Source organism: Duganella kummerowiae, assembly GCF_053572355.1.
This window is the reverse complement of record NZ_JBKFEH010000007.1, coordinates 67,068-82,906: the sequence shown is the minus strand read 5'-3', so window position 1 is coordinate 82,906 and position 15,839 is coordinate 67,068. Positions and strand designations below refer to the sequence as shown.

Genomic DNA, 15,839 nt, shown 5'->3' with positions numbered 1-15,839 from the left:
GTCAGGGTACCTTGCGCGGCGGCAGCGGGATGAAGTCGGTTTCACCCGGTACGGGGACGAAGCGCTGGGCGGTCCAGTCTTCGCCGGCCTGCACCACGCGTTCCTTGCGCGAGGAGACGAAGTTCCAGAACATGTAGCGGTGGCCGTCCAGCGGTTCGCCGCCCAGCACCATGAACTGGGCGTCGGAGGTTGCCGTCACGCGCGGCGAGCTGCCGCTGTCCAACAGCACCATGGTGTGCAGCGCCAGCGCTTCGCCATCGACCGCCAGTTCGCCGCTGATCGGGTAGATGGCCGCTTCCGGCGGCAGCCCCGCCAGGCCGATCGCCTGGCCCGCCTTCAGCACCACGTCCAGGTACAACGTCTGCATATAGGTCTTCACCGGCGACTGGTGGCCGAAGGCGCTGCCCACCAGAACCCGCACCTGCGCGCCATCCACCGTCAGCTGCGGAATCGCGCTGGCCGGGGTGTGATGGAAGCTGGGTGCATCCTCTTCATTGGCCACCGGCAGCGCGGCCCACAGCTGCAGGCCGTGGGTGCGGTGCGGCCGGCCCACCAGGTCCTTGGGCGTGCGCTCGGAATGGACGATGCCGCTGCCGGCCGTCATCCAGTTGATGGCGCCCGGCTCGATGCGCTGGAAGGAACCCAGGCTGTCGCGGTGGTCGATGGCGCCCTCGAACAAATACGTCACCGTGGCCAGGCCGATGTGCGGGTGTGGACGCACGTCGTGGTCGGCGTCGTGCGGCACGTCGATGGGGCCGAAATGGTCGAAGAAGATCCACGGACCCACGGCCTGCTTGACGGCGGCCGGCAGGAAGCGGCGCACCACGAAGCCGCCGCCCAGGTCCTTCTCATGGCCCTTGAGTACGTTCGTGATCGGCATGGTTCAGCCCAGTACGGTGGTCACTTCGGTGGTCACGGCTGTCATCAGCTTGTGGATCGGGCACTTCTGCGCCACGCCCAGCAGTTCGGCGCGCTGTTCGTCCGTCAGGTTGCCGCCCAGGTGCAGGGTGGCGGTCAGGCGGTACACGCCCTTGCGCTCGTCGCTGGCGTCGCGCTCCATGGCCACCTGCACGTCCTCCAGCGGGATGTTCTTGCGCTTGGCGTACCACACCAGGGTCAGGCCCTTGCAGGCGCTCAGGGCGGCGTCGTACAGGTCGTGCGGCGAGGGTCCGGCGTCGTTGCCGCCTTCCTCGATGGTGGCGTCGGCCGGCAGGATGTGGTTGCGGACGTGGACAATGTGCCGCATGGGCAGCGACTGGTCGCGGATGGCGGTGATGGTCATTCGGTGTTCCTTGTGGGTGGGTTCAATACCCGACAATGTACACCGAATGACAGGCGCGCGCCTCTGCTATCTAGCCGACCACCTTTTTCACGAATTCCGTCTTCAGGCTCATGGCGCCGAAGCCGTCGATCTTGCAGTCTATATCGTGGTCGCTGTCGACCAGGCGGATGTTCTTGACCTTGGTGCCGACCTTGACCACGCCACCGCCGCCCTTCAGCTTCAAGTCCTTGATGACGGTGACGGTATCGCCATCCTGCAGCACATTGCCGACCGCGTCGCGGTAGACGCGCGGCCCCTCCTCTGCCGCTTCGGCCTGGGCGCTCCATTCATGGGCGCATTCGGGGCAAACGTAGTTGGCGCCATCCTCATAGGTATATTCGGACTGGCATTTGGGGCAGGCGGGCAAGGCGCTCATGGTGTGATCCTGATGAAAAAGGCCCGCAGTATACACCCAGGGCCGCGTCACGCCAGCTTGCGGGCCACCCGGAAGCCGACAATGTCGTTGGCCAGCACGGCCGAGTAGCCGTTGCGCGCCGCCGAGCGCAGGTAGCGCGGACTGTACAGCCAGGAGCCGCCGCGCAGCACGCGGCGGATCTGGTCGCCGCCTTCTTCCCAGGCACTGCCGTCCACCGGAGCGCCTTCATAGCTATCGTGCACCACGTCCTGCACCCACTCCCACACGTTGCCATGCATGTCGAACAAGCCCCAGGGATTGGGCGGGAAGGCGCCGACCTTGGTGGTGCCCTGCCGGAACTGCCCCTTGGGGCCGGCGTTGTAGGTGTAATTACCGTCGTAATTGGCCTGCTCGGGGCTGATGGTGTCGCCGAAGCTGAAAGCCGTCCGGGTGCCGGCGCGGCAGGCGTATTCCCATTCCGCCTCGCTGGGCAGGCGGTACAGCTGGCCGGTGGCCTCGGACAGCCAGCGCAGGTACAGCTGCACGTCGTTCCAGCTCACGCCCACCACCGGATGCTCATCGGTCTGGGCGAAGCCGGGCAGGCGCCAGTCGGTGTCCGACTGCGATTCCCAGCCGGTGGCGCGCACGAATTGCTTCCACTGGCCGACCGTGACCGGATAACGGCCCAGCGCGATCGAATGGGCGATGCCGACCCAGCGCTGCGGCGTTTCGCGCGCCAGCCAGGTCTTCTGCGCGCCGGCCTTGAGGGCCGCCGCATGCTCATGTTCGTTGGACCCCATCTGGAAGCGGCCGGTCGGGATCAGCACCAGCTCAGGACCCGCGCCGGCGCCATCGAGGAAGCGGTCGCGCAGCACGCCCTCGGCGTCGGCCACCGGGCTGGTGGGCGTGGGCATCAGGGCCGCCAGCTCGGCCGCGTGGCGCGCGGCCTGTTCCTTGCGGTGGCGTTCCTGTTCGGCGCGGTAGGCGGCTTCCGCCTTGATCTGCCGGGCCTTGCGCTGCTGTTCCTCGCGCTGCTCGCGCAGCTTTTGGGCGTCCGCCTCGCGCCGGGCCTGCAGTTGCTCGCGCAGCTGCTGCTTGCGCTGTTGCGCGGCCGCCTCGGCCTCGGCGCGCTGGCGCGCCTCGAGTTCGCGCCGCGCGCGTTCCTGGCGCTGCTTTTCCAGCGCGGCGGCCTGCGCCGCCTGGGCCGCCGCCTCGGCTTCGGCCTGGCGCCGCGCAGCCTGTTCGGCGGCGCTCTGCTGGCGCTGCTGCGCCACGCGGGCCTGCTCGGCACGCGCTGCAGCTTCCTGCCGGCGGCCTTCCTCGCGCAGGCGGGCCTGCGCGGCGGCCCGCTCGGCCTCTTCCTGCGCCAGTTGTTCCGGCGAGGGCCCGGCGGCGCGCTGCAGGCGCTCCAGCAGTTCCGCCACGTTACCGGGCCGGTCCTCCTGGCGATAGGCGAAGCCGCTTTGCAGCACCTGCCACTGGCGCGCGGTGAGGCAGGGCGGTGCGGCCGGCTCCACCTCCGCCACGCGCGCCTCGTCGAATGGCATGCGCCCTTCCAGCAGCTGGTAGATCATCACCGCCACCGCATACACGTCCAGCTTGGGACTGGGCTGGCGCGTGCTGGTGCCGGCTTCCGGGGCGCGGTAGCCGGCCGTGCCGGCGTTGGGCGTTTGCACCCCCAGGCTGCTGCCCGCGTTGCGCACGCGCGAGGCGATGCCGAAGTCCAGCAGCTTGGCTTCGCCGCGCCGGGTGAGGAATACATTGCCGGGCTTGATATCGCGGTGCACCAGCTTGTGCTTGTCCCAGGCGTATTGCAGGGCGTCCGCCATGGGCAGCAGCAGGCGGTAGACGGCGTCCAGCGGGAGCGCGCCCTCGCGCGCCAGATAGGCGTCCAGGTCCTCGCCTTCCAGGTACTCCATGATGATGAAATAGCTGGAGGTGGCCGGGTCCTGCGCCCATTCGTACACCCGCACGATGTTCTCGTGCGCCAGCTTGCGGGCCTGAGTCGCTTCCTCGATCAGCAGCTTGGCGTGCGGCGCGCTCATGGTCAGCTGGGGCGGCAGTATCTTCAGTGCCACCTGGTCACTGTGGCCCAGCTCCGCATGGGTGGCCAGGTCGGTGGCCAGCCACACCTGGCCCATGCCGCCCAGGCCGATCAGGCGCTCCAGCCGGTAGCGGCGGTTCTGCGGCCCGATCTCCTGGCCCGGCATCAGTCCCAGCTCCGTACCCTGGCGCACCTGGATGGGCGCGGCGCTGCTGCCGGGCGGCGCGTACTCGGCGTCCAGGATCGCGTTCTTGCGGCGGTCGAACTCCTGCAGGCTCAGCAAGCCATCTTCATGCAGGGCGCGCAGTTCGCGTATCTTGTCTCTTGCTGTTTGCATCATGATGGTCTAGTGCAGCGGCGCTCCGCATTCGGCGCAGAACTTCGCTGACGGCAGGCCGGCCGGTGCCGGGTGGCCGTTGGCGCAGCGGCGCGGCTGCGGGGCAACCTGCGGCGCCGGCCCCATGGCCTGCGCCACCCCGACGCCCAGCTGGCTCTGGGTGCCCAGTGCGTTGGCGCTGGCCGTGTTTTGCAGGTTGAGCAGGTCCAGCTGGTGGCGGCGGTCCTTGTCCAGCTCCGTGTCGCGGTGGGCGCGTTCGGCCTGCACGCGCTCATGGGCCAGGCGTTCCGCCTCGGCCGGCGTCATGCCGTGTTCCGCGCTGACCACCTGGGCCAGGGCCTGGATCTGGTCGGCCGTCATGCCACCCGTGATCTGCATTTTCATGATGGCGGTCAGGGCTTCGGCGTTGGGCGCGGCGGCGGTGGCCACCTTGCCCATGTCGCTCAGGCGGCCGATGGCCTCGATGCGGGCCAGCTCGTGCGCCTGCTGCGACTGCAGCACATCGAATTCACCCTTCCAGCGCGCGAATTTTTCCTCACGTTCGTGTTCCAGCTTGCGCAGCTCCTGCTGCCACCGGGCTTCGTGTTCGCGCTGGCGCAGCAACAAACGCTGTTCCTCGACCGCCAGCTCGTCCAGCGCGGCCTGTTTGGCGTTGGCCTGGTTCTGGCGCGCGTGGATGCCATCGGCTTCGATGGTGCGCAGCAGCTTTTCGTGCTGGGCAATGGCGTCGGCCTGGGCGCCACTACGGCGCAGGTCTTCGATCTTCTGGCTGACCTGTGCGATATCGACGCTGTTGGCGGCTTCCTTCACGGCCTCGCCACGCAGCAGTTCGCGCTGGCGCGCCAGCTGCTGCTGGTCTTCCCATTCCTGCATGCGCTCGGCCTCGCGGCGGCGCGCGGCGTTGGCCAGGGCCAGTCCCTGGAAACGGGCGCTGTGGTGTTCGGCCTCGATCTCCGCTTCGCGCTGGCGCTCCTGGGCTTCGCGCTCGCGCAGCGCGGCCAGCTCCTTGCGGCGCTGCGCCTCATCCTCGATGGCCTGGGCTTGTTCCATCTGGTTCCGGATGGCCTGCAGGCGCACCTGGTGCGCCAGGCGCTGCTGGGCCAGCTGGCGCAGCCCGGCGCCCTCCTGCTGCGATAGTTCCAGCTCGGTGCGCATCTTGATCTGGGCCAGCTGGCGTACCTGCTCCCACTCGGCCGCCTCGCCGGCGCGCGCGCTGCGCTTGTGCGCCAGCTCGTGTTCCAGGTCCGCCAGCACGGTGCCGGCGCCCTTCTCCAGCGCCACCTTGCGGGTGTTGGAGTCCATCACGCGCGCATACAGCTCGACCTCGCGCGCCCGCAAGGCCTGCTGGCGTTCCGCTTCCCTAAAGGCCAGTTCGGCGTCCTGCGCCTTGGCGTCCTGGCGCAGCTCGGCGCGGCGGTACTGGCTGCGCATCTTCTGCTCCTCGCGCCAGATGGCCTGCCATTCTTCCTCGTCGTAAATCTGGTCCAGCTGTTTGGTGTGCTCCAGCTGCACATGGCGTTCGTCCGCCACCAGCCACAGGGTGCCGATGCGGGCGCGGTTGTGGTCGAATTTATCGTGGCGCAAGGCCACGGTTTCCACCTGCACGGCGGCCAGGCCATATTCGGCCAGGCGCAGCTTGAGGGCGGCCTGCAGGCGCTCGTCCAGCTGCAGGCGCAGGTTGGCGTTGTGCGCCATGTCGCGCATGGAACGGCCGCCGATGAATTCCGCCGCCAGCTGGCGCACCGAAGGCGCCAGCAATTCCTGCAGGTGGCGCGTGGTGATGGTGCCGGGCGCGGTCATGAAATGCTGGGCAAAAGCGGCAACGTTCTCGATGCGCAGACCGATGGTGAAGCGGGCCGATATCTGCAGGTGCTCGGCCGTGGGCAGGTCCTCGAAGCTGAACTCGACAGGCAGCGGCGCGCTGCGCGTGATGAGGATTTCGGCGTGCTGGTTGCGCAGCAGGTGGTTCAGGCGGGTGAAGAAGCCTTCGATCTCGTACTCGCCCTGCGGCACTTCGGTGGCCTTGTCGGCCTGCAGGATGTAGGCGCGCGCGGTGGCCGGCACGCGCAGGGTCCTGGTGAAGATGCCGGACAGCTGGCTGACGCCGAAATACACGGCCAGCTCGTCCTCGGCCGGGATCCAGCGGTTATCGCGCAGCAACGGGGCGCTGCGCGGCGCGCCCAGGGTCAGGCCGCAGCGCGCGCAGTAGCCCGACTCGCCGTCGTTCTTGTGCCCGCAACGGGGACACTTCACGCCGCCGTAACCCAACTTTTGGAACATGTTCACTCCTTCATACCAGCCACCACGATTCTAGCAGGGGCCGGCGGTTATGCGCTCGCGCACGATTCCTCATCATGCCTCACAGCATGCCGATGCGGTCTATACAGGCCAGGCTGGCGCCCCGTGCGCGCAGGGCGCTGGCGTAACCGGCCGGCAGGCTGTCCTGCCATTGCCTGGGAAGCAAGATACGGTCGCCTGCCGCCGCTTGCCGCATGATCAAGTCCAGCTTGGCCGGGCCGCCCTCGACCGTATCGACCCGGCCCGCATGCCAGGCGGCCGAACAGCCGCTGGCGATCAGGCGGCCGCGCGGGACGTATTCGCGGCCACGCGCCAGGCGGTCGGCCATCACCAGTGCCAGCTGGTAGGACTGGCCCTGGAAGCGCTGCGGGCCAAAGCGCACCACGGTACGCCAGCGGCCCAGGCCGCGTCCATCGAAGTGGCGTGCGCCGGACAGGGTATGGCGCACTTCCTGCTGGGCGGCCGCATCCAGGCCGGGAGCGGCGATGGTCTGCTCCTCCTCGCTGGCCCCCCCCTCGTCCAGCGGGTAGACACTGACCTCGACCCAGGCCAGGCTGTCGTTGACGCCGCCGCTGTGCAGCGGGAACCAGCAGCGCACGCTGGACACGGCGGCGGACGGGTCCGCGTGGCCGCTCAGGGCGCCCAGGTGGCTGATGGTCCAGACCCCGGGCGCGCCGACCGTGCCGCCGACGATGGCCAGGGCGCCGTCCCAGCCGTCCCAGCCGGCGAAGGCGTGGCCGGCGCCGCCCCGCACCTGGCCCAGGTGCCACTGGTCGGACCAGCCGTAGGCGATCACCGGCTGGCGCGGCGGCTGGTAGGCGCCGCGCACCATGCGGTCGGCCAGCACGGCAGCCAGTTCCCAGCCGCGCTCGCCTGGTGCTGGCAGCATGTCCATGCTGAGCACCACTTGATCGCGGCTGTCGAACAGCGGCTCGGTCAGGCGGGCGATGCGCACCACTTCCTGCATGCGCGCCGCCAGCTCGGGGGCGCCGTCCACCACGCATTTGACCTCGGCGCGATTGGCGCGCTGGCGGCGGCTGGCCGTGATGGTGAGCAGGCGGCCGTCCGCCAGCGGGCAGCGGCACTCGGCGTTGGTGGGCGGAGCGTTCAAGGCCAGGCTCATGCCGCAGGCTCCTTGCGCAGTTCTCCGGCTGGGCCCAGGGCGGCGCGGCGCCCGGCCAGGTGGTGTTCGAGGTTGGCGCAGATGCGGTCGGCGTCGTCCAGCAGCGGGGTCCAGCTGTCGTCGGTAGCCAGCCGCAGGCAGGCCAGCAGCGCCCATCCTTCGTCCAGCGCGGCGGCGGCCGCCATGCTGTGCTGGATACGGCGGGCCTGGCGCGGCGCAGGTAAAGCCTGGCCGGGCGCGGCCCAGGCCAGCGACGGCATGGTGTTGACGTCCAGGCTGGCCAGGTGCAGGCGCTGCATCAATTCCTGCTGCTGACGGAACAGCTCCAGGCCTGGAGGCCACAGCAACTGGCGCAGGCCGCCGGTCAGCGCGGGCAGTTCAAGGAACAAGCGGCGCAGGGCCCGGGCGTCCGCTTGCGGAGAAAAGGCTGCGGCAGCGCCCTGCGCGGCGGCGGCGGCCGCCGGCGCCGGACAGGCCTGCGCTCCAGCGTCGGCGTGCAGCTTGCGGGCGGCGGCCGCCGCATCCGGCTGCGCCTGCGGCACGGCGCGGTCGCCCATGTCGCGCGCGCCTGCGCAGGCGTCCGGGCGCGGCTGGGTCTCGGCGCGGGCTTGCGCGGCGCCGGACGAAGGGGCGCCAGGATGCACCTGCGCCGTGGCACGCAGGGGCGCCTCGTCCCTGGGTGCACCGGTCCCGGCGAGGGTGGCGGCAAAGGCAACAGCCGGCGCTGGGGCTGGCGCCGGGCCAAGGATGGGCTCGCGCCGGCCGCAGGCGACCGTGCCGGCGTCCCTTCCGGCTTGCGGCGCCGCTGCCGTGCGGGCGCTTTGCCGGATTGCGCTCGCCGCCGCTGCCGCAGCAATGGCGGGGACGGCGGCGGGCGGGGCCGCGCGTGCCGCACGCTCACGCAGGATGGCGGCGTAATCGACCTGTACGCCCAGGTCGATTGGCAGGCAATCATCGACGATCACGCCGAAACGGGTGTACAGCAGCTGGTTCAGCCCGGCGCGGAAGCTATTCCATTCCTCCAGCGAGGTACAGGGCGGCAGCTCGATGCTGCCTTGCGCCAGCGCCTGCCGCAACGCCGCCTGCGCGGCGTCGCGGAAGTCGGCCACGCCCAGCCGCAGGCCCGCCTCGCTGTACAGGTACAGGTCGAAACGCTGCTGCTCGATGCGCGGATTGGCCGCGTCGACCAGGAAGCGCAGCCGCAGCCCCCATTCCGGCGCCTGGGCAAAGGGCGACAAGTCGATCTCGAACGGCCCTGGATGGAAGCAGTAAATGGTCTCGCTCTCATCTCGCGCCACGCGGCCTGACCGCAGGCGGCGCGCCTGTCCGGCCGCATTGAAACACACCACCGTGCACGGCGCAGGGGCAAGATCGCCGTGGCCGAGACGCATCGCGATCAGGGACTGTCCCAGCGCGCTGGTGTCTGCGGCCGGCTTGCGGCGCCGTGCGAAGAAGTTCATGGCCCGGACACCGCCGGTTCGACGGCAAATGTGGCGCCGTACAGGTGGAAATGCGCGGCCGGTTCGGCGGCCAGGGTCCAGGGACGCTCGCATTCGCCATCCGCATCCAGCCGCCCCTGCAGCACGATGGCGCCGCCGCCATCCATCACCCGCAGCAAGGGCTGGGCGCGCAGCAGCTGCGCGGCGAACGGCGCCTGGGGCGACAGCGCCAGGATCACACTCCAGCCTTCGCCTTCACGCACGAAATCCAGGGTCCAGTGGCCATCGTCGGTGACCAGCTGGGCCAGCGCGGCGCCGCTGGCGGCGGCGCGCAGCATGCCGGCGCTGCCCTGCCAGCCGATGTACGTGGCTGGCAGCGGCCCGGCGCCGCGCTGCCGGTTGATGTCCGTGGCCGGCCGCAGGTGCGCGCCGCCCTGCCCGCCGGCTTCAGTGGCTGGCTGCGAGCCGGCGCTGCCCAGCCCGCCGGCTTCGGTGGCTGGCTGCGAGCCGGCGCTGCCCTGCCCGCCGGCTTCGGTGGCTGGCTGCGCGCCGGCGCCGACCTCTCCGCCTCCGTCCGTGCCCGGCCGCGCGGCAGCGCGCCGTTCCAGCGCCAGTTGGCGGAAGCGCCGCAGCGTCAGGGGCGACTGCTGCAGCGCATCGCGTTCGTTGGGTGTCAGCGGGCGGCTGCCGGCCAGCGCCGCCAGCAGCGTGGCGTCGGCCAGCATCAGCCGGTCGCCAGGCGCGGCGCGTCCGAGCAGCAGACGCTCGCGCAGGCGCGCTTCCAGCTTGTCCTTGTCCTGTGCAGAATTCACTCCATTCCCCTTCATCGCCGCGCGGCGGCGCCTGCCGCCTGCAGCTTGGCTATCGCTTCGTTACGGCGCTTGCGCAAGGTCGGCATCGAGATGCCGTCCAGCGCCGCCAGCTGCTGCAGCGTGGGCAGCTCACCAGTGTCCGGATGCAGCCAGGCCTGCGGATACGTGTCGTCGGCCGCGCCCAGCAGCTTGTGGTAGACAGCCAGCCGGATCGGCAGGGATTCCTGCGCCAGCATGCGCAGGGTCCAGCTGCCCGCATCCTGGGCGGCGCGCGCCAGTTCCAGATAGCGGGGGGGCAGGGAAAGCCCCTCGGCGACGGCCTGTTCGGCGGCCAGCTGCAGCGCATCGGGCTGCGGCCGGGCCAATCCGGCGGACGGCGGTCCCGGCTCCTCGCCAGGCAGCCAAGCCCGGCCCCCGACCGGCTCGCCGTGCTGGCGCAGGTCCTGCCCCTGCTCCCACTCCTGGCGCCGCCCCCGGTCCTGCCGCTCGCCTGGACCCTGCCGCCATCGGCCTGGCCGCTGCCCGCCATCCTCCGCCTCCTCCAGCGCCGGTTCCCATGCCTGCTGCAGCGCTTCCTGCGGCGGCGCCGCCAGTATACGGTCTTCGTCCAGCGAGGCCGCCGCTTCCGACTCGCCCATCACGCGCCAGTAGTCCTCCAGCCAGGCCGAGGCCTCGCCGGCGGCCGCCTGCCAGTCATCGGCCCGGTCCATATTGGCCGACAATTCCTCGTAATCGCCGATTTCCACCAGCATGGCGGCGATGTTGTCCGGGCTGTTCTTCAGGCTGGAAAAGCGCTTGGAGCGCGTATGCAGGGGGCCCGGCGACCCGGTATGGCGCTCCAGCGTCTCGCTCCATCGCACGATCCACTCGGGCTTGCAGCCGGCAATCGAACGCATCTGGCGGACCTCGATGGGTGACCCATGCAGCTCGCGGCCCAGGATGGCGCCGACCTGGGCCGCGTTGGCCTGCCAGTTGGCGAACAGGGCCGCGATGTCGCGGTAGGCCATGTCCAGCATACGGTAGGTGTAGATGCGGTTGGGCGAGCAGTCGCGCCCGGTGGCGGCGATATAGTTGTCGGCATCGACCTTGTCGCGCAGGCCGGCGTACATATCGTTGACCTTTTTGCGCAGCATGGCTTCGCCGCAGGCGCCGTCGTCCGGCAGCACGGCCGTGAAGGCCTGCCAGAACGCGGGATGGGCCTGTAGCTCGAACAACAGGCTGAGCGCCAGTTCGCCCACGCTGTCGCCATAGCTGTTGCCGGGTGCGCCAGCGCGCGAGGAGCGGATGGCCGCGCCCAGGAACTCGGCCATGGCGTCGGTATAGGCGTCCAGTTCCGGCTGGCGCAGGCCGAGGCGCTGGAAGGCTTGCAGGGAGCACTGTCCCAGCAATTTGCGCACTTGTTCCCAGCCGTGCTCCTGGTAGCGGGTTCCTGGCAAGCGCATACTGTGTCGTCTCTGCTGTGGGATAGGGGTCCGCCAACCGCTGGCGGATGCTCTCCCATCATGCCACGAGACGGCCCCGCGCATTGTTCAGTACACGCGGCTATTTCCCCTTCTGTTCTTGCTTCTGCCGCGCCAGCGTGCCCAGCAAGGCAGCCACGATGGGTGCGGCGTGCTCGCCGCCGGTGGCTTCGGAATGGCTGACGAAGGCCGCGAACGCCAGCCGGTGGCGCTGCCCGGGCAGGCTGCCCGGCTCCAGCCAGCCGGTGAACCAGACCGTGGCCGTGTCCTCGCCACTGGGCGCGGTGCCGGTCTTGCCATACAGGGCGGGACGCAGCGCCGCCAGCGCCGGTCCGCCAAATGCGCCGGCGCCGGTGCCGGCGTCCACCACGCCCTTCATGCCGGCGCGGACGCGGTCCAGGCGCACGCCCAGCGGCACGGGCCGCGGCGGCGCGGCCTCGCTGCTGCCCAAGGCCAGCAGCAAGCGCGGCGCGACCAGTGTCCCCTGGCCGATAGCGGCCGAGGCCAGCGCCATCTGCAGCGGCGTGGCCTGCATGCGCAGGCCGATGGCCATCTGGCGCAGTTCGTGGCGGGTGTGGATGGGATCGATGTGGGATGGCGTGGCTTGCAGCGCGTCCCAGGCGCGCCAGTCGAAGGTGGCCGGCAGCAGGCCGCCGTCCAGGCGCAGCGCTTGCTCGAAACCGAGCTTGCGGGCCATGGCGGCGATGGGACGCACGGCATCGAGCGCATCCGCGTCCAGCGCCTGCAGGTCGGGCGCGCCGCCGTCCGGGCGTCCGAACAGGCTGCGGTCGCTCAGTTCGCCGGACCAGGCGAACCAGGTGTTCAGGCTATAGGTCAGCGCCTGGGCCAGCCCCAGCCGGCCATCCTGAGCGCGCCGGTCCAGGCTTTGCTCGCGGTAGTTGGTGATGCGCGCCAGGCGCGGGTCGAGCGGGTAGGTGGCGGCATCGGTCTGGAAGCCATAGCCGCGCTGGCGCGCCATGGCATTGATGGTGGCCAGCGGCAGGCCGCCCAGCAGCTGGTCCAGCTGGGGATCGCCGCGCGCCGCCAGTTCCAGGCCCAGCGCGCTGACCACCTTGAAGGTGGAGCCTGGGCTCTGGTGGGCGCCGCCGTCGTGCTGCAGGGCGGGCAGGCGCAGCGGGCTGCGGGCCGGGTTGCTGCGGTCGAAGTCGCGCACCTCGGCCCAGTTGGCGGCGTCCACCACCCCGGCGCCCGCGCCGGCGGCGGCCAGCACGTCGCCGTTTTCCGTGTCCAGCAGGACCAGCCCGGCGTGGCGGCCTTCCGGGGCGGCATGGCCGCCGATGCAGGCGCGGCCATCCCAGCGTCCGCGCCGCATGCCGACGCAGTCCAGCACCTGCTGCGCCAGGGCTTGCAGGGGCAGGTCCAAGGTGAGCCTGGCGCTGACTGCCACGCCAGGCGGCGGCGCGGCGCTGTCCGGCGCCGCACGGCCCTGCGCACCCGTCACGGCCAGGGACGCCCCGGCGCCTGCCAGGCCGCCAGCATGGGGGCCGCCCACGATGCCCGGCATGCCAGGTGCGGCCAGACCCGCCAGCGCGCGGTCGGCCGTAGGCAAGGCGGAACTGGCGGCATCGAGCGGCAGCCGTCCCAGCATCCCGGCAATGCTGCTGGCGTGGCCGGCGTTCACACCCAGCAGCGTGGCCAGCCCCGCACTGGCGGCGGCGCCGCTCGGGGCGCCGTCGGCCCACAGCACGCTGCCGTTGCGGTCCTGCAGCAGCACCGGCGAGGGTTCGGCGGACGGCGCGGCCGCCACCGTGGACAGCGGCTGCCACACCGCCTTGCCGTTCTCAACCCGCAAGTGGCGGTATTTGCGGTCTTCCGGCGCGCTGACGGCCAGCGGCTGCACTTCCAGCCTCACACTGCGCGCACCCGGCTGCACGGTGAGGAACACGGCTTGCACGTCGGCCGCCGTGGCGCAGGCGCGGCCGCTGCAGACAGGCTGCAGGCGCATGCCGGCGCCGGAAGCCCACAGTACCCGGCCCGCCACCATCAGCCGCAACGCTTCGCCGCCAACGGCAGGCCGCGCCAGCGGCAGCACCAGGCCGACCGCCGCAGGCCCTGCCTGCGCGGCCAGCGGCAGCGGCCAATACGCGACGCGGGTCCAGCCGCCCCAGCCCTGGGGCAGCGCGGCGAACAGGCGCGAGGCGGCCAGCGGCATGCGGCTACTGGTGGCCAGGGGCGCGCCAGACTCCGCGTTCCATTGCGCCGTATCGCCGGCCGGCACCCGCCAGGCCAGCAAGCGGCGCTCGCTGTTGTGGATATCGACCTGCTGGCGCACATAGGCGCCGTCGGCCTGGTAATAGAGGCGCTTGAGCAGCCTGGCGGCGTCCGGATCGGCTACCGCAGCCTTCCAGCCGTCCAGCGCGGCGGCGCGCGCGGACGCCGGCGCAGCGGCCCATTGCGGCAGGTCGCGCGGCGCCAATTCGATCGCGCCGGAAGCGCTCACGCGAACCAGGCCATGTTCCTGCAGGCGCTGGAACAGCGTCTGGTCTTCCAGCGCGGCGGGCGGCGCGGACGGCACCTGGTAGCGGCCCGCCGCCAGCATGACGGTGACCGGCTTGCCGCGCGCCGGGAAGGCGGCCACCAGCGCGTCCGATACAGCCCCGGCCCGGCCTTCCGCTCCGGGCAAACGGTACATCTGCAGCACCAGCTCGCCCGCCTGCGGGCACAGCGCGTTGGCACGCCGTTCGATGTGCAACGCCGAGCCGGCGCCCCACAGCAGCCAGCCCTGCTGGCGCAGGGCCACCTGCCCCGAGGCGCCCTCTTCGATCTGTCCAAAGCCGGCGTCGCCCAGCCAGCGCGCCTGGCCGCGCCATTCCAGCTGCAGCGGCTCTGCCGTATCGCCGGATCCGCCCCGCGCCGCGCCGGCCATGCGCACTTCCGGCATGGCGGCCGCGCCGTCGGACAGCAGCAGCACGTTGCGCAACTGGCTTGCACCGCCCTGCTCCACCCAGCGCCGCACATCGGCGTAACGGTAACCCAGCCGCAGCGGCACCAGGCGCGCATCGCCGGGGGCGCGCAGCTGGCTGCACAAGTCGACCCGCACCGGCGCCGCCGCCTGCAACCCGGACAGCACCAGCAGCGCGCCATCCTGGCTGCGCTTCACAACCACGCCGGGAGGCCCGGGCACCTCGAAAGACATCCCCGGCAGCGCACCCTGCAGGGCGGCGACGGCACGCTCAGCGCCGGCCTGCGGCGCCGGCGCCGACAGGGCCAGGTGGCGCGCGTGCCCGGCAATCAGCAACGCCCCGGCCAGGGTCGCCAGCAGCAGCGCGCCATACAGCCAGGCGGCCGGCAGCCCATGCTGGCGCTTGCGCTGCAAGGCGGCTGCCATCAGGCCCTTCCATGCTGGCGCCGCGCCGCTGCCGGCCACTTCGCGGCGGCCACGGCCTGCGCCATCGCGCGTCAGGCGCGACGTTCGGGCGCTGCCAGCGCGCAGATTGGCGTGGCGCCGGCGTTCGCGCCCGCGCACCGCCCAGGCTTGCAACAGTGTAGGAATCAAGCGCCGCATGGGCTCCTCGCGCAGTGACTATGGGACATGCCCGCACTTAGCGGAGGGAGCGCGAAAACCGGCTGTGTGCGCAGGCGTACACAGGCCGGCAGCCGCTTTGTGTCATTTGTAATAAGTTGAATCAGGCACAGTGGCACTGAATCGTGCTTGCTATAGTGAATCCAAGCGTATGGCACAGAGCCTGTGGCATACCGGACCCAATGGCAGTGCCTATAATAAGGAGGACATCATGATCAAACGCTCGCACACCATCTACGCCGCCGCCATGCTCGCCATGAGCGCAGCCGCCTTCGCCCCCGCCGCCGCGTCGGCGCAGGTCGGCGTCAGCATCGTGGTCGGCAATGCTCCGCCGCCACCCCGCTTTGAAAGCGTGCCCGCGCCGCGCCACGGCTATGTCTGGGCGCCCGGCTACTGGAACTGGAACGGCCACCGCCACGTGTGGACGGCGGGCCGCTGGGAACGCGAACGCGTGGGCTATGAATACCGCAACGCCGTGTGGGTGCAGGACGGCGGCGGCTGGCGCCTGGCGCCCGGCGGCTGGGTCGCCACCGCGCCCGTGACCACCATCAGCTACGTCGACGTGGCGCCGCCGCCGCCGCGCTATGAACCCATCCCCCGTCCGCGCCCCGGCTACATCTGGTCGCCCGGCTACTGGGACTGGCGCGGCAACCGCCACATCTGGATAGGCGGCAGCTGGGTGGCCGAGCGGCCGGGCTACGTCTATGCCCAGCCGCGCTGGGTGCAGCGCGAAGGCCATTGGTACCGCGAACAGGCACGCTGGGACCGCGGCGACCGCGACCATGACGGCATCCCCAACCGCTACGACCGTGTCGACAACCGCATCGCCCGCAATGACCGCGACCACGACGGCATTCCGAACCAGTACGACCGCTACGACAACCGGGCCCGCGCCGGCCGCGACCGCGACCATGACGGCGTGCCGGACCGCTTCGACCGCGACCGCGATGGCGACGGCGTGCCGAACCGCCAGGACCACCGTCCCGACAATCCGCGCCGCGACTGACCAGCGGCTGGGCTGGCGGCCAGGCGCGCCCAGCCCTGGCCGCGGCGCCAGCCTTGCGGTATGCTGGCATCCCACCCATACGGCCAGGCCATGCCTGGCC

General features: G+C 71.1%; 11 protein-coding genes. 1 reads left to right on the top strand and 10 read right to left on the bottom strand.

Features of this window, described 5'->3' with window-relative positions; translation table 11 throughout:
- Position 1 precedes the first annotated feature (1 nt).
- The 10 genes from ACLB1G_RS06010 to ACLB1G_RS05965 form a co-directional block, all read right to left on the bottom strand.
- A complete protein-coding gene (locus ACLB1G_RS06010; RefSeq protein ID WP_491626284.1) occupies positions 2 to 880 on the bottom strand; it encodes a pirin family protein in 879 nt (292 codons plus the stop codon).
- Positions 881 to 883: 3 nt separating this feature from the next.
- Positions 884 to 1,282 carry an OsmC family protein gene (locus ACLB1G_RS06005; protein WP_491626283.1) on the bottom strand — a complete coding sequence of 133 codons (399 nt, stop codon included), beginning with the start codon at positions 1,280 to 1,282 and terminating at the stop codon, positions 884 to 886.
- A gap of 70 nt (positions 1,283 to 1,352) precedes the next feature.
- On the bottom strand, positions 1,353 to 1,697 hold the full coding sequence (locus ACLB1G_RS06000) for a zinc ribbon domain-containing protein YjdM (protein WP_491626282.1): 345 nt from the start codon (positions 1,695 to 1,697) through the stop codon (positions 1,353 to 1,355).
- A gap of 47 nt (positions 1,698 to 1,744) precedes the next feature.
- Entirely contained in the window at positions 1,745 to 4,060 is a 2,316-nt protein-coding gene (locus ACLB1G_RS05995; protein ID WP_491626281.1) for an SUMF1/EgtB/PvdO family nonheme iron enzyme, read from the bottom strand.
- Between the two features lie 6 nt (positions 4,061 to 4,066).
- Entirely contained in the window at positions 4,067 to 6,337 is a 2,271-nt protein-coding gene (locus ACLB1G_RS05990) for a hypothetical protein (protein ID WP_491626280.1), read from the bottom strand.
- 79 nt (positions 6,338 to 6,416) lie between these two features.
- The gene (locus ACLB1G_RS05985; protein ID WP_491626279.1) at positions 6,417 to 7,478 is read right to left on the bottom strand and encodes a hypothetical protein; all 1,062 of its coding nucleotides are present in this window, start codon (positions 7,476 to 7,478) and stop codon (positions 6,417 to 6,419) included.
- Entirely contained in the window at positions 7,475 to 8,938 is a 1,464-nt protein-coding gene (locus ACLB1G_RS05980) for a hypothetical protein (protein ID WP_491626278.1), read from the bottom strand. The genes ACLB1G_RS05985 and ACLB1G_RS05980 overlap by 4 nt, the downstream gene beginning before the upstream one ends.
- Positions 8,935 to 9,729 carry a hypothetical protein gene (locus tag ACLB1G_RS05975; RefSeq protein ID WP_491626277.1) on the bottom strand — a complete coding sequence of 265 codons (795 nt, stop codon included), beginning with the start codon at positions 9,727 to 9,729 and terminating at the stop codon, positions 8,935 to 8,937. Before ACLB1G_RS05975 ends, ACLB1G_RS05980 begins: the two co-directional genes overlap by 4 nt.
- 11 nt (positions 9,730 to 9,740) lie before the next feature.
- Positions 9,741 to 11,171, bottom strand: coding sequence for a hypothetical protein (locus ACLB1G_RS05970; protein ID WP_491626276.1), 1,431 nt, complete (start codon positions 11,169 to 11,171; stop codon positions 9,741 to 9,743).
- 100 nt (positions 11,172 to 11,271) lie between these two features.
- Complete coding sequence (locus tag ACLB1G_RS05965) at positions 11,272 to 14,715, bottom strand: penicillin-binding transpeptidase domain-containing protein (protein WP_491626275.1); 3,444 nt, start codon at positions 14,713 to 14,715, stop codon at positions 11,272 to 11,274.
- Positions 14,716 to 14,944: 229 nt separating this feature from the next.
- Between ACLB1G_RS05965 and ACLB1G_RS05960 the strand changes: the two genes are divergently transcribed.
- A complete protein-coding gene (locus ACLB1G_RS05960) occupies positions 14,945 to 15,739 on the top strand; it encodes a hypothetical protein (protein WP_491626274.1) in 795 nt (264 codons plus the stop codon).
- Positions 15,740 to 15,839: the final 100 nt, after the last annotated feature.

Excerpts from the sequence above, each read along its gene's own strand:
- ACLB1G_RS06010 (WP_491626284.1), bottom strand. The coding sequence starts at position 880 with ATGCCGATCACGAACGTACTCAAGGGCCATGAGAAGGACCTGGGCGGC.
- ACLB1G_RS06005 (WP_491626283.1), bottom strand. The coding sequence starts at position 1,282 with ATGACCATCACCGCCATCCGCGACCAGTCGCTGCCCATGCGGCACATT.
- ACLB1G_RS06000 (WP_491626282.1), bottom strand. The coding sequence starts at position 1,697 with ATGAGCGCCTTGCCCGCCTGCCCCAAATGCCAGTCCGAATATACCTAT.
- ACLB1G_RS05995 (WP_491626281.1), bottom strand. The coding sequence starts at position 4,060 with ATGATGCAAACAGCAAGAGACAAGATACGCGAACTGCGCGCCCTGCAT.
- ACLB1G_RS05990 (WP_491626280.1), bottom strand. The coding sequence starts at position 6,337 with ATGTTCCAAAAGTTGGGTTACGGCGGCGTGAAGTGTCCCCGTTGCGGG.
- ACLB1G_RS05985 (WP_491626279.1), bottom strand. The coding sequence starts at position 7,478 with ATGAGCCTGGCCTTGAACGCTCCGCCCACCAACGCCGAGTGCCGCTGC.
- ACLB1G_RS05980 (WP_491626278.1), bottom strand. The coding sequence starts at position 8,938 with ATGAACTTCTTCGCACGGCGCCGCAAGCCGGCCGCAGACACCAGCGCG.
- ACLB1G_RS05970 (WP_491626276.1), bottom strand. The coding sequence starts at position 11,171 with ATGCGCTTGCCAGGAACCCGCTACCAGGAGCACGGCTGGGAACAAGTG.
- ACLB1G_RS05965 (WP_491626275.1), bottom strand. The coding sequence starts at position 14,715 with ATGCGGCGCTTGATTCCTACACTGTTGCAAGCCTGGGCGGTGCGCGGG.
- ACLB1G_RS05960 (WP_491626274.1), top strand. The coding sequence starts at position 14,945 with ATGATCAAACGCTCGCACACCATCTACGCCGCCGCCATGCTCGCCATG.